A 17,583-nucleotide genomic window follows, 5' to 3' on the forward strand; every position below is an offset into this window, starting at 1 on the left:
GGATATAAAGATAGAGCGATCATTCTAGCAAAAGGAACATTCCGTTGAAGCTGCGGCGATTAGGGAAGGACGGACCTGAACTGCCGGCGCTCGGCCTCGGCTGCATGGGGATGTCGCCGTTGCGCCCGCAGCCCGGCCGCCACGATGCGGCGCAAGACGCCGAGAGCGTGGCGACGATCCAGGCGGCGCTCGACGCGGGGATCCGGCTGATCAACACCGGCGACTTCTACGGCATGGGTCACAATGAATTGCTGCTGCGCGACGCGCTGCGCGGTCGCCGAGACCGGGCTTTTCTCAGCGTCAAATTCGGCATGATGGTCGCGCCGAGCGGAACGCCGCTTGGCCTCGACGTCAGCGCCCGCGCGGTCAAGAACTTCTGCTCCTACTCGCTGGAGCGGCTTAACACCGATGTGATCGACCTCTACCAGCCCGGCCGTATCCCAACCTCGGCCCCCATCGAGGAGACAGTCGGCGCGATCGCCGACCTCATCAAAGAAGGCAAGGTCCGCTATCTCGGCCTGTCCGAGGTAACCGGCGCGCAGCTCCGCCGCGCCCATGCGGTTTATCCGGTGACGGCCGTCGAGGTCGAATATTCGCTCGCCGGCCGCGCCATCGAGGAGGACCTGCTGCCCGTGGCGCGCGAGCTCGGCGTCGGCGTCGTCGCCTACAGCGTGGCGGCGCAGGGGCTGCTCACCGGCGCGATCAAGGGGCCGCTGCCGCTCGGCGACGCGCGCAACTCGACGCCGCGCTTCCAGGGCGAAGCGCTCGCGAAAAATCTCGGCGTTGTCGCGGAGTTCGAGAAAATGGCGGCCGCGAAGGGCTGCACGCCCACGCAACTCGCCGCCGCCTGGGTGTTGGCGCAGGGCGCGGACATCGTGGCGCTGATGGGCATGAGCAACCGCAGCCGCATTCGCGAGAATCTCGAGGCGACCGACATCCTTCTCTCGGCCGGCGAACGCGCCGCCCTCGACCGTCTCTTCGCGCCGGGGGCCATCGAGGGGGATCGCTACGCGCCGCAGATCGTCAAGATGTGGCGCACGTAATCGCCCACAGGAACGACGCCACGGCCTATTTCCGAGACAGAGTCATAATACCTTCCCTCTTTCCGCGAGGAAGTCGAGGAGCGCCCTTACCCGCGAGGGGAGCGGCCCGCCCTGGCCGATGTGGATGGCATGGAAGGCTTCCCGGTCGCCGGGGTTTAGATGTTCGAGAACAGGCCGAAGGCGGCCGGCGGCGATGTCGTCGCGCACGGTAAAGCTGGCGAGACGCGCAAGCCCTGCGCCGCCGAGCGCCAGCCGCCGCAGCGCCTCGCCATCGCTCGCTTGCACGCGCCCCACGGTGGGAACGACGATGATTTCGCCGTCCTTGCGCATTGGCCAGCCATCGACGGTGCGGACATAGCCGAAGCCGAGGCGGTTGTGACGGTCGAGTTCATCCACCGTCTTCGGCTCGCCGAAGCGCGCGAGATAAGCAGGCGCGCCGACGACAAGCATGGCCGTATCGCCCAGCTTTCGGGCGACCAGGCTGGAACTTTTGAGCGGTCCCGCGCGAACCGCCACGTCGGTTCGCTCCGCCAGCAGATCCATCACCCTGTCGGTCTGGATGAGATCGAGCGTGACGCCGGGATAGCGGTCCAAAAACTCGGGCAGGATCGGCGCCAAGATATGCGTGGCATAGGAGGCGTTGGCAGTGAGCCGGATTCGACCCACCGGCTGCTCGCCCGAGCCTGCACTACGTTCGGCGTCCTCGATGTCGGCCAGAATGCGCGCCGCCCGCTCATAGAATGCGCATCCCTCCGGCGTGAGCTGAAAGGCGCGGGTAGAACGGTTGACCAACCTTGCGCCAAGGCGAGCTTCCAGACGGGAGACGAGCTTGCTGACGGCCGAAGGCGTCATGCGGCGCGCGCGTGCGGCGGCGGAGAACCCTCCGCGCTCCACCACGCAAACGAAGACCTCCATCTCGCCGGAACGGTTGATCTCTGGCCGCGTCATTGGTCATTCAATTCATAAGTGATGTTCCTATCGGCATTCTATGTCGCCTTCAGCGCGGCGTCTATCTTGGGAACGTCTTCCGGGTTGGTCTCGCGCCGGCTTCGTTCCGGCGATCGCCCACTCGCATTTGAAAGGATCATTCAATGGAATATCGCTCGCTCGGTCGATCCGGCCTCAAGGTTCCCGTCTTGAGCTTCGGCGCCGCCACATTCGGCGGCGTCGGACAGTTGTTCCGCGCCTGGGGCACTACCGACGCCAACGAAGCGCGCCGTCTCGTCGACATTTGCCTGGACGCAGGCGTCAATTTTTTCGACACGGCCGATGTATATTCCAGCGGCGCCTCCGAGGAGGCGCTTGGCGCCGCGCTGAAGGGGCGGCGCAATCACGCGCTTATCTCGACAAAGACCAGCCTGCCGATGGGCGACGGCCCGAATGACGCGGGCTCGTCGCGTTTCCGCCTGATCCGCGCGGTCGAGGGCGCGCTGAGGCGGCTCGACACCGACTATATCGACCTCTTGCAATTGCACGCCTTCGACGCGGCGACGCCCGTGGAGGAAGTGTTATCCACGCTCGATACGCTCGTGCGCGACGGCAAGGTTCGCTACGTCGGCGTGTCGAACTTCTCTGGCTGGCAGATCATGAAGGCGCTGGCGGTCGCCGACCGCTACGGCTGGCCGCGCTATGTGGCCAACCAAGTCTATTACTCGCTGATCGGCCGCGATTACGAATGGGATCTCATGCCGTTCGGGGCCGATCAGGGTCTCGGCGCTCTGGTGTGGAGTCCGCTTGGTTGGGGACGGCTCACGGGCAAGATCAGGCGCGGCGCGCCATTGCCGGAAGGAAGCCGCTTGCATGAGACCGCTCAGTACGGCCCGCCGGTCGAGGACGATTATCTTTACCGCGTCGTCGATCCGCTGGAGGCCGTGGCGGCGGAAACCGGGAAGACCGTGCCGCAAGTGGCGATCAACTGGCTCATCCAGCGCCCGACGGTCTCCTCCGTGATCATCGGCGCACGCAACGAGGATCAGCTTCGCCAGAACCTCGGCGCAATCGGCTGGACGCTTTCCGCCAAACAGATCGCCACGCTCGACGAAGCGAGCGCCGTTGCGGCGCCCTATCCGCATTTCCCTTACCGGCGGCAGGAAGGGTTCACCCGTCTCAATCCGGGTATGGTGGGTTGAGGGCCCGTCGGGGTTTTGCGCGAGATCGGCATCCCGGACTGCCAAACCGATCTGTTCCCCTTGCCCGGCGCCTCCCGATGGGTTACATGTAACTTTATCAGAGGATCGGATCATGGTGCAGGCGAGAGGCACGAAGCCCATCAAGGTGAAGGTGCGGGAGCACCGAGACCGGCTGCGCGCCCAAGGCCTGCGGCCGATCCAGATTTGGGTGCCGGATGTGCGGGCGTCGTCCTTCCGATCTGAGGCGCACCGGCAATCTCTGGCCGTGGCGGCGAGCGCCCATGCTGCCGAAGATCAGGCGTTCATCGACGCCGTGTCCGACTGGGACGAAGAATGAGGCGGGGAGACATCTGGACCGTTTCCGGCGGCAAGCACTACGCAGGCAAGCCTCGCCCCGTCGTCATCGTGCAGGACGACAGCTTCGATGCGACGGATTCGATCACGATCTGCGCCTTCACCACGGACCCGACCGAAGCGCCTCTGTTCCGGCTTCTGGTGGAGCCAAACGAGCGCAACGGGCTAAATTCCTCCTCTCGGCTGATGGTGGACAAGATTACCACCGTCCCGAAATCCAAGGCCGGAGAGCGGATCGGCCGGCTGGACGACGAGGACGTGGTCCGGCTCAACCAGGCTGTGATGGTGTTCCTCGGCTTGGCGGCGTCGTCGAGAACGGGCCGGAAAGGGGAACGATGAGAAGCGCCGCGAGGCGCGGCATGCGAGCCAATCAAGCGGAAATGGAATGGCGGAGGGGGCGGGATTCGAACCCGCGATACGGTTTCCCGTATACACACTTTCCAGGCGTGCGCCTTCAACCACTCGGCCACCCCTCCGTTGGCGCGCAATATATTCATGGCGGCTCGGAACGCAATTGCCGAGATCGAAATTATCCCACTTGCGCCCAAATTTCCGTCTTTTAGGTCCAAACGGCGTTTCGGTTGCGCCAATGGCGCGACTCCCGCTTGATCACGCGTCGATTTGCGTGTTAAGGGGCCCCTCACCACAAAGCTGTGGCCCCTCGGGGCCGAATCGGCGCGCCGGAGAGGTGGCTGAGTGGTTGAAAGCACCGCACTCGAAATGCGGCATACGGGCAACTGTATCGGGGGTTCGAATCCCTCCCTCTCCGCCACAAATTCAATCACTCGGCGTCGTCTGCGCTCCCCGCTGCGGGGACTGCTTGCGCCTCAACGCCGGCGCATCGCCTGAATCACCCCGGAGAAGTCGTCTTCCCCGCCCCCTTCGCTCTCGAACTCAGAATAGAGCCGAGCCGCGGCTGAAGCCATGGGCGTCTCGAGCCCGGAGCCCGCAGCCGCCATTTCGGCGAGCCTCAAATCCTTGAGCATGAGCTTCGTCTGGAAGCCGGCCTTGTAGCCCCGGTTGGCGGGCGAATCCGGCGTCAATCCCGCCACGGGGCAATAGCTCGTCAGCGACCAGGATTGCCCCGACGAGACCGACGCCACGTCGAAGAGCGCCTGGCTGGAAAGGCCGAGCTGCTCGGCGAGGGTAAAAGCCTCGGCCGTGGCGGCCATGGCGACGCCGAGCATCAGATTGTTGCAAATCTTCGCTGCTTGCCCGAGCCCCGGGCCGCCGCAATGCACGATGCGCGCGCCCATGCTTTGCAGGATTGGCTCGGCCTTCTCGAAAGCGTCACGCTCAGCCCCGCACATAAAAGTGAGCTTGCCCGCCTGTGCGCCGGCGACTCCGCCCGAAACTGGCGCGTCCACCGATAGCGCGCCCCGCGCGCGCGCCAGGCCATGGGCGCGTCGGGCGCTCGCCAGATCGATGGTGGAGCAATCGATGAAGAGCGCATCGGCTGCAAGTCCGAGCATTCCCTCCCAGACAGATAGAACCTGGTCGCCGTTTTGCAGCATCGTCACAACTGCGTCGGCGTCCTCGGCCGCCTGCTCCATCGAGTCGCTGAGCCGGAGGCCCTGGCTCGCCGCCTTGTCGCGGGCGGAGGCCGAGCAATCGAAGCCCGCGATTTCATAGCCCGACGCCGAGAGATTGGCGGCCATCGGAAGCCCCATGGCGCCCAATCCGATGAAGGCGATTCGAGACAATTGGCTCTCCTTGCTCAGGACATCGTCGGAAAGGCGAAATTCGCCCCTTCCCTGTCGCCGCCAGCCCAGCGCGAGGTGACGGTTTTCGTTCTCGTAAAGAAGCGAAACGCATCCGGGCCATGCTGGTTGAGATCGCCGAAGAATGAGCGTTTCCAGCCGCCGAATGTGTAATAGGCAAGCGGCGTCGGCGTCGCGACATTGACGCCGATCATCCCTGCTTTGGCGCGCGAGGCGAAATCCCGCGCAACATCGCCCGACCTAGTGAATATGGCGGCGCCATTGCCATATTCGTGCTGATCGACAAGGGCGAGCGCCTGCTCGTAACTCTCCGCGCGCACGACCGAGACCACAGGGCCGAAAATCTCTTCTCGATAGATTCGCATGCTTGGCTCGACCTCGTCGAAAAGACAGCCGCCGATGAAGAAGCCGCTTTCATAACCCTGCATCTTGAAACCGCGCCCATCGACGAGGAGCTTGGCGCCTTCGGAAACACCGAGCGAAATGTAGTTTTGCACTCTGTCGAGATGGGCCTTCGAGATCAGCGGCCCAAAGTCCGCCGTTTCATCCGTCGACAGACCGACCTTCAAGGACTCGACTCGCGGCGTCAGCCGACGCAGCAGCTCCTTCGCCGTCGATTGTCCAACCGGCACGGCGACGGAAACCGCCATGCAGCGCTCGCCAGCCGAGCCGTAACCCGCGCCAACCAGCGCATCGACGGCTTGATCCATGTCGGCGTCCGGCATGACGACCATGTGGTTTTTTCCAGCGCCGAAACATTGCGCCCTTTTGCCGTTCCCCGTCGCGCGCGCATAGACATATTCTGCGATCGGCGTGGAACCGACAAAGGCGATCGCTTCGACGTCGGCATGATCGAGGAGCGCGTCGACCGCCTCTTTGTCGCCGTTGATCACGTTGAGGACGCCCGGCGGCAGGCCGGCTTCCAGCATCAGCTCCGCGAGACGCAACGGCACGCTGGGATTGCGCTCCGACGGTTTGAGAATGAAGGCGTCGCCGCAGGCAATCGCTGGCGCGAACATCCACATCGGGATCATCGCCGGGAAGTTGAACGGCGTGATCCCGGCCGCGACGCCAATGGGCTGGCGCATGGAGGCGATGTCGATGCCGGCGCCGGCTGAATTCGTGTAATCGCCTTTGAGGAGGTGCGGCGCGCCCACGCAAAATTCGACGACCTCCAGGCCGCGTTGAATATCGCCGCGCGCATCGGCAATCGTCTTGCCATGCTCGCAAGCAAGGAGCTTGGCGAGGGCGTCCTGCTCTCGCGCCATGATCTCCAGAAAGCGGATCATGACGCGCGCGCGCCGCTGTGGATTGACCGCCGCCCACTCGGCTTGCGTGGCCCGCGCATTGGCGACGGCGGCGTGAACCTCTTCGGATGAAGCCAGCGGCGCCCGTGCCCTGACCGCGCCAGTCATCGGCTCGTAAACGTCGACGAAGCGGCCAGAGCGTCCGGGGACGCGACGCCCTCCGATAAAATGCGTCAGCTCCTGCATCTTCATCTTCCTCGATGATGTCGCCGCTATCTCGCCTCCACATGCTGCTCGATCGCTCCGAAGATCGAGTGGCGTTCATCGTCCAGCATTTCGATGCGCACGACGTCGCCGGCTTTGAGAAAAGGCGTGCGCGCCGCGCCTTCCGTCAGCGTCTCGACGGTGCGCTGCTCGATAAGGCAGGAATAGCCGAGGCCGCCCTTCGCGATGGGAAGCCCCGGCCCGCCATCCGCGCCGCGGTTCGACACCGTGCCCGAACCGATGATCGTTCCAGCCGACAGCGGACGCGTGCGCGCCGCATGGGCGATCAGTTGTCCGAAATCGAAGATCATATCGGCGCCGGCGTTTGGTCGACCGAGCGGCGCGCCATCGATAGACGAGAGCAGCGGCCGCGAAAGCCTGCCGCCGTCCCAGGCCGAGCCGAGCTCATCGGGCGTTACCGCGACGGGAGAAAAAGCAGAATTGGGCTTGGACTGGAAAAAGCCGAAGCCTTTGGCGATCTCGTCGGGCACGAGCCCGCGAAGCGTGATGTCGTTGACGAGCATGACGAGCAGGATGCTCTCCCGCGCCGCAACGGGCCCGACGCCCATCGGCACGTCGTCGGTGACGACAGCGATCTCCGCTTCCAGATCGAGGCCGTGTTGCGCGTTGTGCAGAAAGATCGGATCGCGTGGCCCCAGAAAAGCATCGGAGCCGCCCTGATAGATGAGCGGTTCGCTCAAGAAGCTCGCGGGCATCTCCGCGCCGCGCGCTTTCCTGACAAGCTCGACGTGGTTGAGATAGGCGGAGCCGTCCGCCCATTGGAAGGCGCGCGGCAAAGGAGACGCGCAATCGCGCTCGCGAAAGCGGAACGTCGCCGTGGAGTCGGCTTCAACCTGTTCGTAAAGCGCCTGAAGCAGCGGGGCGATGCGCGCCCAATCGTCGAGCGCCGCCTGCAACGTCGGCGTGATGTCACCGGCAAGCGCCGCACGCGTCAGATCGCGCGAGACGACGACGAGCCTGCCGTCGCGACCGCCTTTCAAGGATGCGAGCTTCATGGCCGCTGCCTCTCGAACCGGTCGGGCAGGCCATCCCAGCACGCGGCGTAATCCGCCTGACGGCTTTCGTGCGTCAGGGCAAAGTCTGTCGGATGCTGCGACAAGCGCGACTCGAACATGAAAGCAAGCGTGTTTTCGAGCTTGGCGGGCGCAAGCTCCGCATGTATCGCAATCTCGAACGCCGCCGCATCTGGCCCATGCGGCAGCATGGCGTTGTGCAAAGAGACGCCGCCTGGAACGAAGCCGCTCGGCTTCGCGTCGTAAGCGCCAAAGATAAGCCCCATGAATTCGCTCATGACATTCATATGGAACCATGGCGGCCGGAACGTATGCTCAGCGACCTGCCAGCGCGGCGGAAAAATGACGAAGTCGACGTCGCCCACGCCCGCTTGAGCGGACGGCGAGGTCAGCACGCAGAAGATCGAAGGATCGGGGTGATCGAACAGCAAGGCGCCGACAGGACAGAAGAGACTAAGATCGTATTTGTACGGCGCGTAGTTTCCGTGCCAGGCGACGACATCGAGTGGCGAACTCGGAGTATCGCACACATAAAAGCGCCCGCCCCATTTGACCATCATGACGGAGGGGCGCTGGCTATCCTCGAAAGCGGCGACAGGCGTGAGAAAATCGCGGGCGTTGGCAAGGCCATTGGCGCCGATGACGCCACGGCTCGGCAGAACGAAAGGCGCGCCATAATTCTCGCACAAATAGCCTCGCGCGGGACCATCTTTCAGACTGACGCGGAATTTCACGCCGCGCGGCAAGACACATATTTCGCCCGGCCCCGCGTCGATGCGTCCGAACTCCGTGTCGAAAATCAGCGCGCCCTGTTCTGGCGCGATCAAAATCTCGCCATCGGCGTTATAGAAATAAGTGTCGGCCATAGACCGCGTCGCAACATAGACGCCCGCCGCCATTCCAATGCGCGCGTCTGCGTCGCCCGCCGTCGTCATGATCCGCACGCCCTCGATAAAGGTGACGGCGCCGTCGGGCAGCGGCGTGGGTCCCCATCTCATCTGGTCGATTGGATGCGCCGTCGTCGTTCGGCAGGGCGCCGTCTCCCATAGCGGCAGCTCGGCCGCCCGGAAATTCCGCGCGTGCAGAACGGAAGGACGAATGCGGTAAAGCCACGAGCGCCGGTTGGACCCTTGCGGCGCAGTGAAGGCCGAGCCGGAGAGCTGCTCTGCATAGAGCCCGAAAGGGCAACGCTGGGGTGAGTTCTGGCCTCTTGGCAAAGCCCCCGGCAAGGCTTCCGATTCGAACTCATTGCCGAAGCCGCTCATATAGGCCGACATCGCGCGTCACTCCGCAGGTTTCAGCGCGCCGCGGCGCAATTGATCCTCTTCGATCGACTCGAAGAGCGCGCGGAAATTGCCTTCGCCGAATCCCTCGTCGCCCTTTCGCTGGATGAACTCGAAAAAGATCGGGCCGACGACGGTCTTCGAGAAGATCTGCAAAAGCAGACGCGGCGGCGAACCCGCAGCTCCCTCGACGCCATCGATCAATATGCCGAGCCGCTTCAATCTCTCGACCGGCTCCCCGTGGCCCGGGAGACGTCTTTCGATCGCTTCATAATAGGCATCCGGCGGCGCTGGCATGAAGTCGAGCCCACGTTCGCGCAGGCGTTCCACAGTCGCGTAGATGTCCCGGCACAAGCAGGCGACATGCTGTACGCCCTCGCCCTTATAGGCGTGGATAAATTCCTCGATCTGGCTGGTCTCGTCGGCGCTTTCGTTGATCGGAATGCGAATCTTGCCGCAAGGGCTCGTCATCGCGCGCGAGTGAAGCCCGGTGAACCGCCCCTCTATGTCGAAATAGCGAATTTGCCGAAAGTTGAAGAGGCGCGCATACCAATCGGCAAGCTCGTTCATGCGTCCGCGCCGGACATTATGAGTGAGATGGTCGATCACGAGGAGACCGACGCCCTCGGGCCTCGGCTCGGCTGCGCCGGTCCAGCGAAAATCGACGTCCCAGATCGACCCGCGCGCGCCATAGCGGTCAACCAGATAGATCAACGCGCCGCCGACGCCCTCGATGGCAGGAATATGCAGCTCCATCGGCCCCGGATGCGCGGGGATGACCTTGGCGCCCAAAGCGGCGGCGCGGCGCAATGCATGGGCGGCGTCCCGCACCCGGAAACCGATCGCGCAGACAGATGGCCCATGGCTTCGCGCGAAGGCCGCGCCGAAACTATCGGGCTCAGCGTTCAAAACATAGTTGATGTCGCCTTGCCGAAAGAGCGTGACGTTCTTCGACCGGTGGCGGGCGACGGCCGAAAAGCCCATCGTCTGGAACAGCGCGGCGAGCGCCGCAGGATCGGGATGGGCGTATTCGACGAACTCGAAGCCATCCGTCCCCATCGGATTATCGCCGGGGAGAAGGTCGCTCTCTTCCTGTCGCGCGAGCGGATCCATTGTCTTCTTCCTCTCTTGAGAGGCGAGACGAACAAACACGAAATATAGCGGCGCTGCCGGGGTTGAAGCCCTATCTCGAGCCTATCGGGATGTTTTTCGCGGGAGACGGAGAATGCTCCTTTATGATTACTTTCGCTCGTCGGCCGCCTTTCGGGTGCGCATCGCTCTTGCATTGAAAGGGATTTCGGTCGAACGCCGCTTCGTCCATCTCGTGAGAGATGGCGGGATGCAAAAGAAAAAAGCCTATCGCGAAAAAAACCCTCAAGCTCTCGTTCCCGCGCTCGAGCTCGACAATGGCGTGACGCTGACTCAATCCGTGGCGATCATTGAATATCTCGATACGCTGCAGCCAACGCCCCGCCTCATTCCGGATGACCCGATCCTTGCCGCGAAGTCGCGGGCCGTTGCGCTCGCCGTCGCTTGCGACATTCATCCACTCGGCAATTTGCGGGTGCTCGCCTATTTGAGGGACGAGCTTGGGCAGAGCGAGCAAGCCATTGCGGACTGGCGCAAACGCTGGGTTCACGACGGATTGGCGGCGATCGAGCAGTTGATCGACCCCGCCCCCTTTTGCTTCGGCGCGCAGCCGACGATCGCCGACCTCTGCCTCGCGCCGCAGCTCTTCTATGCCGCGCGCTTCACGATCCCGCTCGACGCCTTTCCGAAAGTACGCGCCGTCGGCGCGACCTGCGACGCGCATCCCGCCTTTCGCGCTGCGCATCCTTCCGCACAGCCAGACGCCGAGTAAAGGCGCGGTCGGCGCCTTGAAACCGGCCGGCGCTGGCAAATATAGCCGTCATGCCGGCGCTTGGCGTAAAGGAGCGGGGCGCGATGCGCCATTTTGCACGGGTCCTGGATTTCGATCTCGGCGAGACCACGGACCTTCTGCGAACGCAGGTCGAGACATTCGCCGCGCGCGAGATCGCCCCGCGCGCAGCGCGGATCGACGCCGATAACGCCTTTCCGAGCGAGCTATGGAGAAAGCTCGGCGCGCTTGGTTTTCTCGGCGTCACCGTCGCGCCGGAATATGGCGGCGCTGGTCTCGGCTATCTCGAGCATGTGATCCTCATGGAGGAGATCAGCCGCGCCTCGGCGTCTGTCGGTCTCTCTTATGGCGCGCATTCCAATCTCTGCGTCAACCAAATCCATCGTAACGGCTCGCCCGAGCAAAAGCGCCGCTATTTGCCCAGGCTCATCTCTGGCGAGCATGTTGGCGCGCTGGCCATGTCCGAACCGGGCGCGGGTTCAGATGTCGCCAACATGCGCTTACGCGCGGAGAAGCGCGGCGTTTCTTACGTTCTCAACGGCGCCAAAATGTGGGTGACCAACGGGCCGGACGCCGACGTTCTGGTGGTTTACGCGAAAACCAACGCCTCGGCTGGCGCGCATGGCATCACCGCTTTCATCATCGAAAAGGCGTTTCCGGGCTTTCAGCCCTTGGCCAAAATCGACAAGCTCGGCATGCGCGGCTCGAACACATGCGAGCTGGCGTTCGAGAATTGCGTCGTCCCGGCGGAAAATGTGCTGGGGCGTCCCGAGCAAGGGATTGCCGTATTGATGAGCGGGCTGGACTATGAGCGCGCGGTGCTTGCCGGCGGGCCGATCGGCATCATGCGCGCCTGCATGGATGTCGTCCTTCCTTATGTTCACGATCGCAAGCAATTCGGCCAACCAATCGGCGAATTCGAGCTCATGCAGGGCAAGCTTGCGGACATGTATACGGCGCTCAGCGCGGCGAGAGCTTATGTCTATGCCGTCGCCAAGGCCTGCGATCTCGGGAACGTCACGCGCAAAGACGCCGCCGCCGCGATTCTATTCGCGGCCGAGCGCGCCACTTGGATGGCGCTGGAAGCAATCCAATGCCTCGGCGGTAACGGATACACAAACGACTACCCGGCCGGGCGGCTGCTTCGCGACGCCAAGCTCTATGAGATCGGCGCAGGCACCAGCGAAATCCGTCGAATGCTGATTGGACGTGAATTATATCAGGAGACAGCCTGAAGGAAACGAACCGATGGCGGCGCTGGAGACGTCGATCGATACGCGTTCCTCAGAATTTTCGCACAACCGCGACGCAATGACGGCGCAGGTCGAACGGCTGCGCGCCATCTCCCGCAAAATTCGAGAAGGCGGGGGAGAGGAAGCACGCGAGCGGCAGCGGCGGCGCGGGAAAATGCTCGTCCGGGAGCGCATCGACGCGCTGATCGACCCGCTGTCGCCCTTCCTGGAGGTCGGACAATTCGCGGCGCATGATATGTATGACGGCAAGCTGGCCTGCGCTGGCGTCGTGGCTGGAATCGGCAGGATCAACGGCCGTGAATGCATGATCATTGCGAATGACGCAACGGTGAAGGGCGGCGTCTATTTTCCAATGACCGTCAAGAAACATTTGCGCGCGCAGGAGATCGCAGCACAAAATAGGCTGCCCTGCCTGTATCTGGTCGATTCAGGCGGCGCCAATCTCCCCACGCAAGACGAAGTCTTTCCCGACCGCGAGCATTTCGGGCGTATTTTCTACAACCAGGCGCGAATGTCGGCGCAGGGCATTGCGCAAATCGCCGTGGTGATGGGCTCCTGCACGGCCGGCGGCGCTTATGTCCCCGCCATGTGCGACGAGACCATCATTGTGAGAAACGAAGGAACCATCTTTCTCGCCGGCCCGCCGCTCGTCGAAGCGGCCACGGGAGAGGTTGTGAGCGCCGAAGAGCTAGGCGGCGCCGAGACGCACTGTCGACGCTCGGGCGTGGCCGATTACCTCGCGGAAAATGACGCGCACGCCATCGCGCTCGCTCGCGAAGCCGTCGCCACTCTGCCGCACCAACGCGCAGCGCGTTGCGAGAATCCACCGATGCAGCCGCGCCACGATCCGGCGGAGCTTTATGGCGCCGTTCCCGCCGATTTGCGCAAGCAGTTCGATGTCAAGGAAGTCATCGCGCGCATTGTCGATGGATCGGAGTTCGACGAATTCAAAGCCCTTTATGGCCCCACTCTTGTGACCGGATTTGCGCGCATCTGGGGCTATCCCGTTGGGATCATCGCAAACAATGGCATTCTCTTTCCAGAGAGCGCGCTCAAGGCTGCGCATTTCATCGAGCTTTGCGCACAGCGCAAAATCCCCCTCGTCTTCTTGCAGAACACCACCGGCTTCATGGTGGGGAGCAAAGTCGAAGCGGAAGGCGTCGCCAAGGAAGGAGCGAAGATGGTGACGGCGGTGTCGACGGCTGCGGTGCCGAAACTCACGGTCGTTATCGGCGCCAGCTTCGGCGCCGGCAATTACGCAATGTGCGGCCGGGCTTTTTCGCCGAATTTCCTCTGGATGTGGCCAAACGCGCGCATCGGCGTGATGGGCGGCGCCCAGGCTGCCTCGGTGCTGTCCCGTTTGCGCCGCCAGACCATGCAATCGCGCGGCGAAGAATGGTCTCTCGAACAAGAGCGAGAATTCGCTGCGCCGATCCAGGCGAATTACGAACGGCAAAGCGACCCGCTCTATTCGAGCGCCCGGCTTTGGGACGACGGCGTCATCGATCCCGCCGATACGCGCCGCGTTTTGGCGTTGGCGCTGTCCGCAAGCGCCAATGCGAAGATCGAGGATACCCATTTTGGTCTGTTCCGCATGTGAGGTTGCATGGATATTCTCGAATCGATCGACGAACGCGGGGTCGTCCATCTGACGCTCAATCGTCCACATCGACGCAACGCCTTCGATCGCGCCTCCATGCTGGAGCTGACGACGATATTGCGCCGCCTCGACTCCGACGCGCGCGTGCGTGTCGTGGCGCTCTCCGGCGCTGGCGGCAATTTCTGCGCTGGCGGCGACATCGAATGGATGCGCGGTCTCGCCAACGCCTCGCCACAGGCGCAGGAAGACGATGCGCTGGCGCTCTCGGAGATGTTCCACACACTCGATACGCTCTCGAAGCCGACAGTGGCCATGATAGAGGGCGTTGCTTTCGGCGGGGGCGTCGGTCTCGTCGCTTGCTGCGACATCGCCATATGCGACAACAGCTCAAAGTTCTCCATGAGCGAGGTCAGGCTTGGGCTGGCGCCCGCGGTTGTCGGACCGTATGTCGTAAGAGCCGTTGGTCCCCGGGCGTCGCGCGCCTTGTTCCTGACCGCCGAGCCCATTTCAGCAGACAGAGCCCTGCAAACTGGACTAATTCACGAGATTGCTGAGAAAAACGAAATCGAGGCGGCGCGCGATCATGTGATCGATGCGTTGCTGTTCGGCGCACCGGGCGCGCAGGCGCAGACCAAGGACCTTGTCGCGCTCTGTGAGCAACGTCCGATCGATCTCTCGCTTAGGCGAGAAACGGCGCATGTGATTATGGCGCGTTGGGCCTCTTCGGAAGGAGCAGAAGGCTTGAGCAGCTTTCTTGAAAGGCGTGCGCCAAATTGGCGTCCACGCCGGCAAGCCTGACATGTTTCGAAAAGTTCTCATCGCAAACCGCGGGGAGATCGCCTGCCGCATCGCGCGCACAGCGCGCAGGATGGGCATCGCCACCGTGGCTGTCTATTCGGAGGCGGATCAAAACACCCTGCATGTGGCGGTGGCCGACGAAGCGATTAACATCGGCCCACCGTCGCCACAGGAAAGCTATTTATCGATCGATCGAATCCTGGACGCAGCGCGTCGAAGCGGCGCGGACGCCATCCACCCGGGCTACGGCTTCCTCTCCGAGAACCCGGATTTTGCAGAAGAGTGCAAACAGGTAGGACTGACATTTATTGGGCCGTCGGCGGCGGCAATGCGTCTGATGGGCTCCAAGGCGCAAGCCAAGGAATTGATGGCGCGCATCGGCGTGCCGATCCTGCCGGGCTATCATGGCGAGGCGCAGGAAACGGCATTGCTCGCCGAAGCTGCAGCGGCGACCGGATTTCCTGTTCTCGTCAAGGCGTCGGCCGGAGGCGGCGGACGCGGCATGCGCATCGTTTCGACGCCGGGCGAGCTCGATCTCGCCATTGAGAGCGCTCGGCGCGAGGCTGTCGCAGCTTTCGGCGACGGTCGATTGATGATCGAAAAATATCTGACCCATCCAAGGCACGTGGAGGTCCAGCTTTTCGCGGACGCGTTTGGCGCTGTCGTCACCTTTCCAGAGCGTGACTGCTCCTTGCAGCGCAGACGCCAAAAGGTCATCGAAGAAACGCCTGCGGCCCTCCCTACCGATCTGAGTCGCTCGATGCGCGCGGCGGCAACGAAGGCAGCCCGCCATTCGAGCTATGTCGGGGCAGGCACGGTAGAGTTTCTCGTCCAGGACGACGCCTTTTATTTCCTCGAGATGAATACCCGTCTTCAGGTCGAGCATCCGGTCACCGAAATGATTTCCGGTCTCGATCTCGTAGAATGGCAGTTCCGCGTCGCTGCGGGCGAGGCGCTGCCGATGGCTCAGGACGAAATCGAAACCCGAGGCAGCGCCATCGAAGCGCGGATATGCGCTGAGAACCCGGCCGAAGGGTTCATTCCCGCAACGGGGGTCATCGCGCACCTACGGTTCCCCCAGCAGGACGCTCATACGCGCGTCGACTCCGGCGTTAGGGAAGGCGATCGAGTCTCGTCCTATTACGACTCTCTCCTCGCCAAGCTCATCGTCTGGAGTCCAGATCGCGCTAGCGCCATCATGAGGCTGCAAAAAGCGCTCGATAGCTGCGAACTCGTGGGCGTCGCTACTAATCTCGACTTTTTGCGCGCGCTGGTAAGAGATCGGCGCTTCGCGCTTGGCGACTATGACACGAGCTTGATAGGCGCATTCCAAGACTGGACGCAGTCCGCCGAGCCGCAAGACGAAACATTTCTATTTTCAGCAGCGGCGGCGGCCTGGCTGGACGAGGTAGCCAGAAGCGCAGAACGAGACGCCGGCGCCTCTGGCGATCCCTGGTCGCCATGGGGCCTGGCTGACGCCTGGCGTCTCTACGACAGCGCCTCGCAGGAAGTCGCATTTCTCTGGGATGGCAAATCGCTATCGGGGCGCGTTCGCCCGCTGGGAGCTAACGCGTTTTTGCTGGAAACTTCTTCGCAGGCGTTTCAAGTGCAAACGAGCCGGGACGGCGACAGATGGACTATCTTCGTCGACGGCGTGAAGCGCGATGTCGCGATCATTCGGCAGGGAAAACATTACGTCGTCGTTCTTGCGGGACGCAATTATTCGCTTGAACGCTTGGACCTGTTCGCGCCAAGAGCGACGGATCAAGCGAGAGAAGAGACTCTCCTGGCGCCGCTCCCTGCCCGGGTAACGCGCATTTTGGTCAAGGCGGGGGATCGGGTCTCGAAAGGAGAACAGCTTCTCATGCTGGAGGCAATGAAGATGGAAATCACGCTCACTGCGCCGCGCCACGGAGAGGTCGAGAATATCTTTTGCAAAGAGGGAGAGACGGTTCGCGAGGGCGCCGATCTCGTGCGCCTCGCGGAGGCGTCGTGACGCTGCCGTCTCGCGTGCAAATCGTCGAGGTCGGACCGCGCGACGGCCTCCAAAATGAAGCGGCGATCATGCCGGTCGCCGTGCGCGCGCGGCTCATCGAGCTTCTCTCTCGCGCCGGGCTCAATCGCATCGAAGCGGGGAGCTTTGTCTCGGAGAAAGCCGTCCCGCAAATGGTCGCGACGGCGGACGTCTTGCAGACAATACACGTTCCCAAAGACGTGAGGCTGGCCGCGCTTATTCCAAACGTCCGGGGATTCGCTGCTGCAAGGGCGGCCGGCGTGGGCGAAGTCGCGATATTCGCCGCCGCGACAGAGAGCTTCTCTCTTCATAATTTGGGCTGTGGGGTCGACGAGAGCTTCAGAAGATTTTCCGAAGTTACGATAGCGGCGAAAGACGCGGGGCTGCCCATGCGTGGCTATGTTTCCTGCGCGCTCGGATGTCCTTATGAAGGCGCGGTCGATCTGGAACGCGTTGTTGATGTCGCGCAGCGTCTCTTCGCGCTCGGCTGCTATGAGGTTTCACTTGGCGATACGATCGGCGTTGGAACGCCGATGGCCGCACGCAGCCTGATCCAGCGCATGACGCAATCTATTCCTGTCGCGCGCATTGCCGTTCATTTCCACGACACCTATGGCCAGGCCCTGGCCAATATCTTCGCCTGTCTGGAGATGGGCGTTGCCGTCATCGACAGCTCCATCGCAGGTCTTGGCGGTTGTCCTTTTGCGCCCGGCGCCGCTGGGAATGTCGCAACGGAAGACGTTGTTTATATGCTCGATGGATGCGGCGTCGAGACAGGCGTCGATCTGAACAAGCTCCTCGACGCCACGCGCTTTATCTGCGGGAACCTCGGCAGACCGCCGGAGAGCAAGGTCGCGCGGGCGCGCCTTGCAGGCGAAGGCTTGCCGGGACAGCGCTGCGCGACAAATCTCTCATAGGCAAGGGCGAGGATTTGCGATTGGGCGCGTGTTCGACTGCCGGATTG

General features: G+C 62.9%; 16 protein-coding genes and 2 tRNA genes. 11 read left to right on the plus strand and 7 right to left on the minus strand.

The genetic code is table 11. The features are described 5' to 3' along the window. The first annotated feature begins 44 nt into the window (after positions 1-44). The gene (locus tag QMG84_RS15700; RefSeq protein WP_281929036.1) at positions 45-1,043 is read left to right on the plus strand and encodes an aldo/keto reductase; all 999 of its coding nucleotides are present in this window, start codon (positions 45-47) and stop codon (positions 1,041-1,043) included. A 42-nt stretch (positions 1,044-1,085) separates the two neighbouring features. On the opposite strand, the gene QMG84_RS15705 is transcribed toward QMG84_RS15700, so the two are convergent. Further along, positions 1,086-1,991 (minus strand): LysR family transcriptional regulator, encoded by a 906-nt coding sequence (locus tag QMG84_RS15705; protein ID WP_281929038.1) that lies wholly within the window; start codon positions 1,989-1,991, stop codon positions 1,086-1,088. A 143-nt stretch (positions 1,992-2,134) separates the two neighbouring features. On the opposite strand from QMG84_RS15705, the gene QMG84_RS15710 reads away from it, so the two are divergent. The 3 genes from QMG84_RS15710 (at position 2,135) to QMG84_RS15720 (ending at position 3,865) form a co-directional block, all read left to right on the plus strand. Then, entirely contained in the window at positions 2,135-3,172 is a 1,038-nt protein-coding gene (locus tag QMG84_RS15710) for an aldo/keto reductase (protein ID WP_281929039.1), read from the plus strand. A gap of 112 nt (positions 3,173-3,284) precedes the next feature. Next, entirely contained in the window at positions 3,285-3,509 is a 225-nt protein-coding gene (locus QMG84_RS15715; RefSeq protein ID WP_281929041.1) for an antitoxin MazE family protein, read from the plus strand. Beyond that, positions 3,506-3,865, plus strand: coding sequence for a type II toxin-antitoxin system PemK/MazF family toxin (locus QMG84_RS15720; RefSeq protein WP_202071465.1), 360 nt, complete (start codon positions 3,506-3,508; stop codon positions 3,863-3,865). Before QMG84_RS15715 ends, QMG84_RS15720 begins: the two co-directional genes overlap by 4 nt. Before the next feature lie 47 nt (positions 3,866-3,912). On the opposite strand, the gene QMG84_RS15725 is transcribed toward QMG84_RS15720, so the two are convergent. Next, positions 3,913-4,002, minus strand: a tRNA-Ser gene (locus QMG84_RS15725). A gap of 206 nt (positions 4,003-4,208) precedes the next feature. Between QMG84_RS15725 and QMG84_RS15730 the strand changes: the two genes are divergently transcribed. Next, a tRNA-Ser gene (locus QMG84_RS15730) sits at positions 4,209-4,298 on the plus strand. Positions 4,299-4,353: 55 nt separating this feature from the next. Here QMG84_RS15730 and mmsB read toward each other — a convergent pair. The 5 genes from mmsB to hppD are packed head-to-tail and all read right to left on the minus strand — an operon-like array spanning position 4,354 to position 10,188. Then, positions 4,354-5,298 carry a 3-hydroxyisobutyrate dehydrogenase gene (gene mmsB / locus QMG84_RS15735; protein ID WP_281932043.1) on the minus strand — a complete coding sequence of 315 codons (945 nt, stop codon included), beginning with the start codon at positions 5,296-5,298 and terminating at the stop codon, positions 4,354-4,356. Beyond that, positions 5,244-6,740 carry a CoA-acylating methylmalonate-semialdehyde dehydrogenase gene (locus tag QMG84_RS15740; RefSeq protein WP_281929045.1) on the minus strand — a complete coding sequence of 499 codons (1,497 nt, stop codon included), beginning with the start codon at positions 6,738-6,740 and terminating at the stop codon, positions 5,244-5,246. Before QMG84_RS15740 ends, mmsB begins: the two co-directional genes overlap by 55 nt. Positions 6,741-6,766: 26 nt before the next feature. Beyond that, positions 6,767-7,774, minus strand: a complete 1,008-nt coding sequence (locus QMG84_RS15745; protein ID WP_281929047.1) for a fumarylacetoacetate hydrolase family protein — start codon at positions 7,772-7,774, stop codon at positions 6,767-6,769. Next, positions 7,771-9,069: a homogentisate 1,2-dioxygenase gene (gene hmgA / locus QMG84_RS15750; protein ID WP_281929049.1), complete on the minus strand. Its 1,299-nt coding sequence runs from the start codon at positions 9,067-9,069 to the stop codon at positions 7,771-7,773. Before hmgA ends, QMG84_RS15745 begins: the two co-directional genes overlap by 4 nt. Before the next feature lie 6 nt (positions 9,070-9,075). Continuing rightward, positions 9,076-10,188, minus strand: a complete 1,113-nt coding sequence (gene hppD / locus QMG84_RS15755; protein ID WP_281929051.1) for a 4-hydroxyphenylpyruvate dioxygenase — start codon at positions 10,186-10,188, stop codon at positions 9,076-9,078. Between the two features lie 112 nt (positions 10,189-10,300). On the opposite strand from hppD, the gene maiA reads away from it, so the two are divergent. From maiA to QMG84_RS15785, 6 genes are all read left to right on the plus strand, one after another. Further along, complete coding sequence (gene maiA, locus QMG84_RS15760; protein WP_281929052.1) at positions 10,301-10,936, plus strand: maleylacetoacetate isomerase; 636 nt, start codon at positions 10,301-10,303, stop codon at positions 10,934-10,936. 83 nt (positions 10,937-11,019) lie between these two features. Continuing rightward, positions 11,020-12,189, plus strand: a complete 1,170-nt coding sequence (locus QMG84_RS15765; protein WP_281929053.1) for an isovaleryl-CoA dehydrogenase — start codon at positions 11,020-11,022, stop codon at positions 12,187-12,189. Between the two features lie 13 nt (positions 12,190-12,202). Next, positions 12,203-13,807 (plus strand): carboxyl transferase domain-containing protein, encoded by a 1,605-nt coding sequence (locus QMG84_RS15770; RefSeq protein ID WP_281929054.1) that lies wholly within the window; start codon positions 12,203-12,205, stop codon positions 13,805-13,807. Positions 13,808-13,813: 6 nt separating this feature from the next. After that, positions 13,814-14,605 carry an enoyl-CoA hydratase-related protein gene (locus tag QMG84_RS15775; RefSeq protein WP_281929056.1) on the plus strand — a complete coding sequence of 264 codons (792 nt, stop codon included), beginning with the start codon at positions 13,814-13,816 and terminating at the stop codon, positions 14,603-14,605. Position 14,606: 1 nt separating this feature from the next. Continuing rightward, on the plus strand, positions 14,607-16,601 hold the full coding sequence (locus tag QMG84_RS15780) for an acetyl/propionyl/methylcrotonyl-CoA carboxylase subunit alpha (protein ID WP_281929057.1): 1,995 nt from the start codon (positions 14,607-14,609) through the stop codon (positions 16,599-16,601). Then, positions 16,598-17,536, plus strand: a complete 939-nt coding sequence (locus QMG84_RS15785; protein ID WP_281929058.1) for a hydroxymethylglutaryl-CoA lyase — start codon at positions 16,598-16,600, stop codon at positions 17,534-17,536. Before QMG84_RS15780 ends, QMG84_RS15785 begins: the two co-directional genes overlap by 4 nt. Positions 17,537-17,583: the final 47 nt, after the last annotated feature.

It is taken from the genome of Methylocystis iwaonis, assembly GCF_027925385.1.
GTDB lineage: Bacteria > Pseudomonadota > Alphaproteobacteria > Rhizobiales > Beijerinckiaceae > Methylocystis > Methylocystis iwaonis.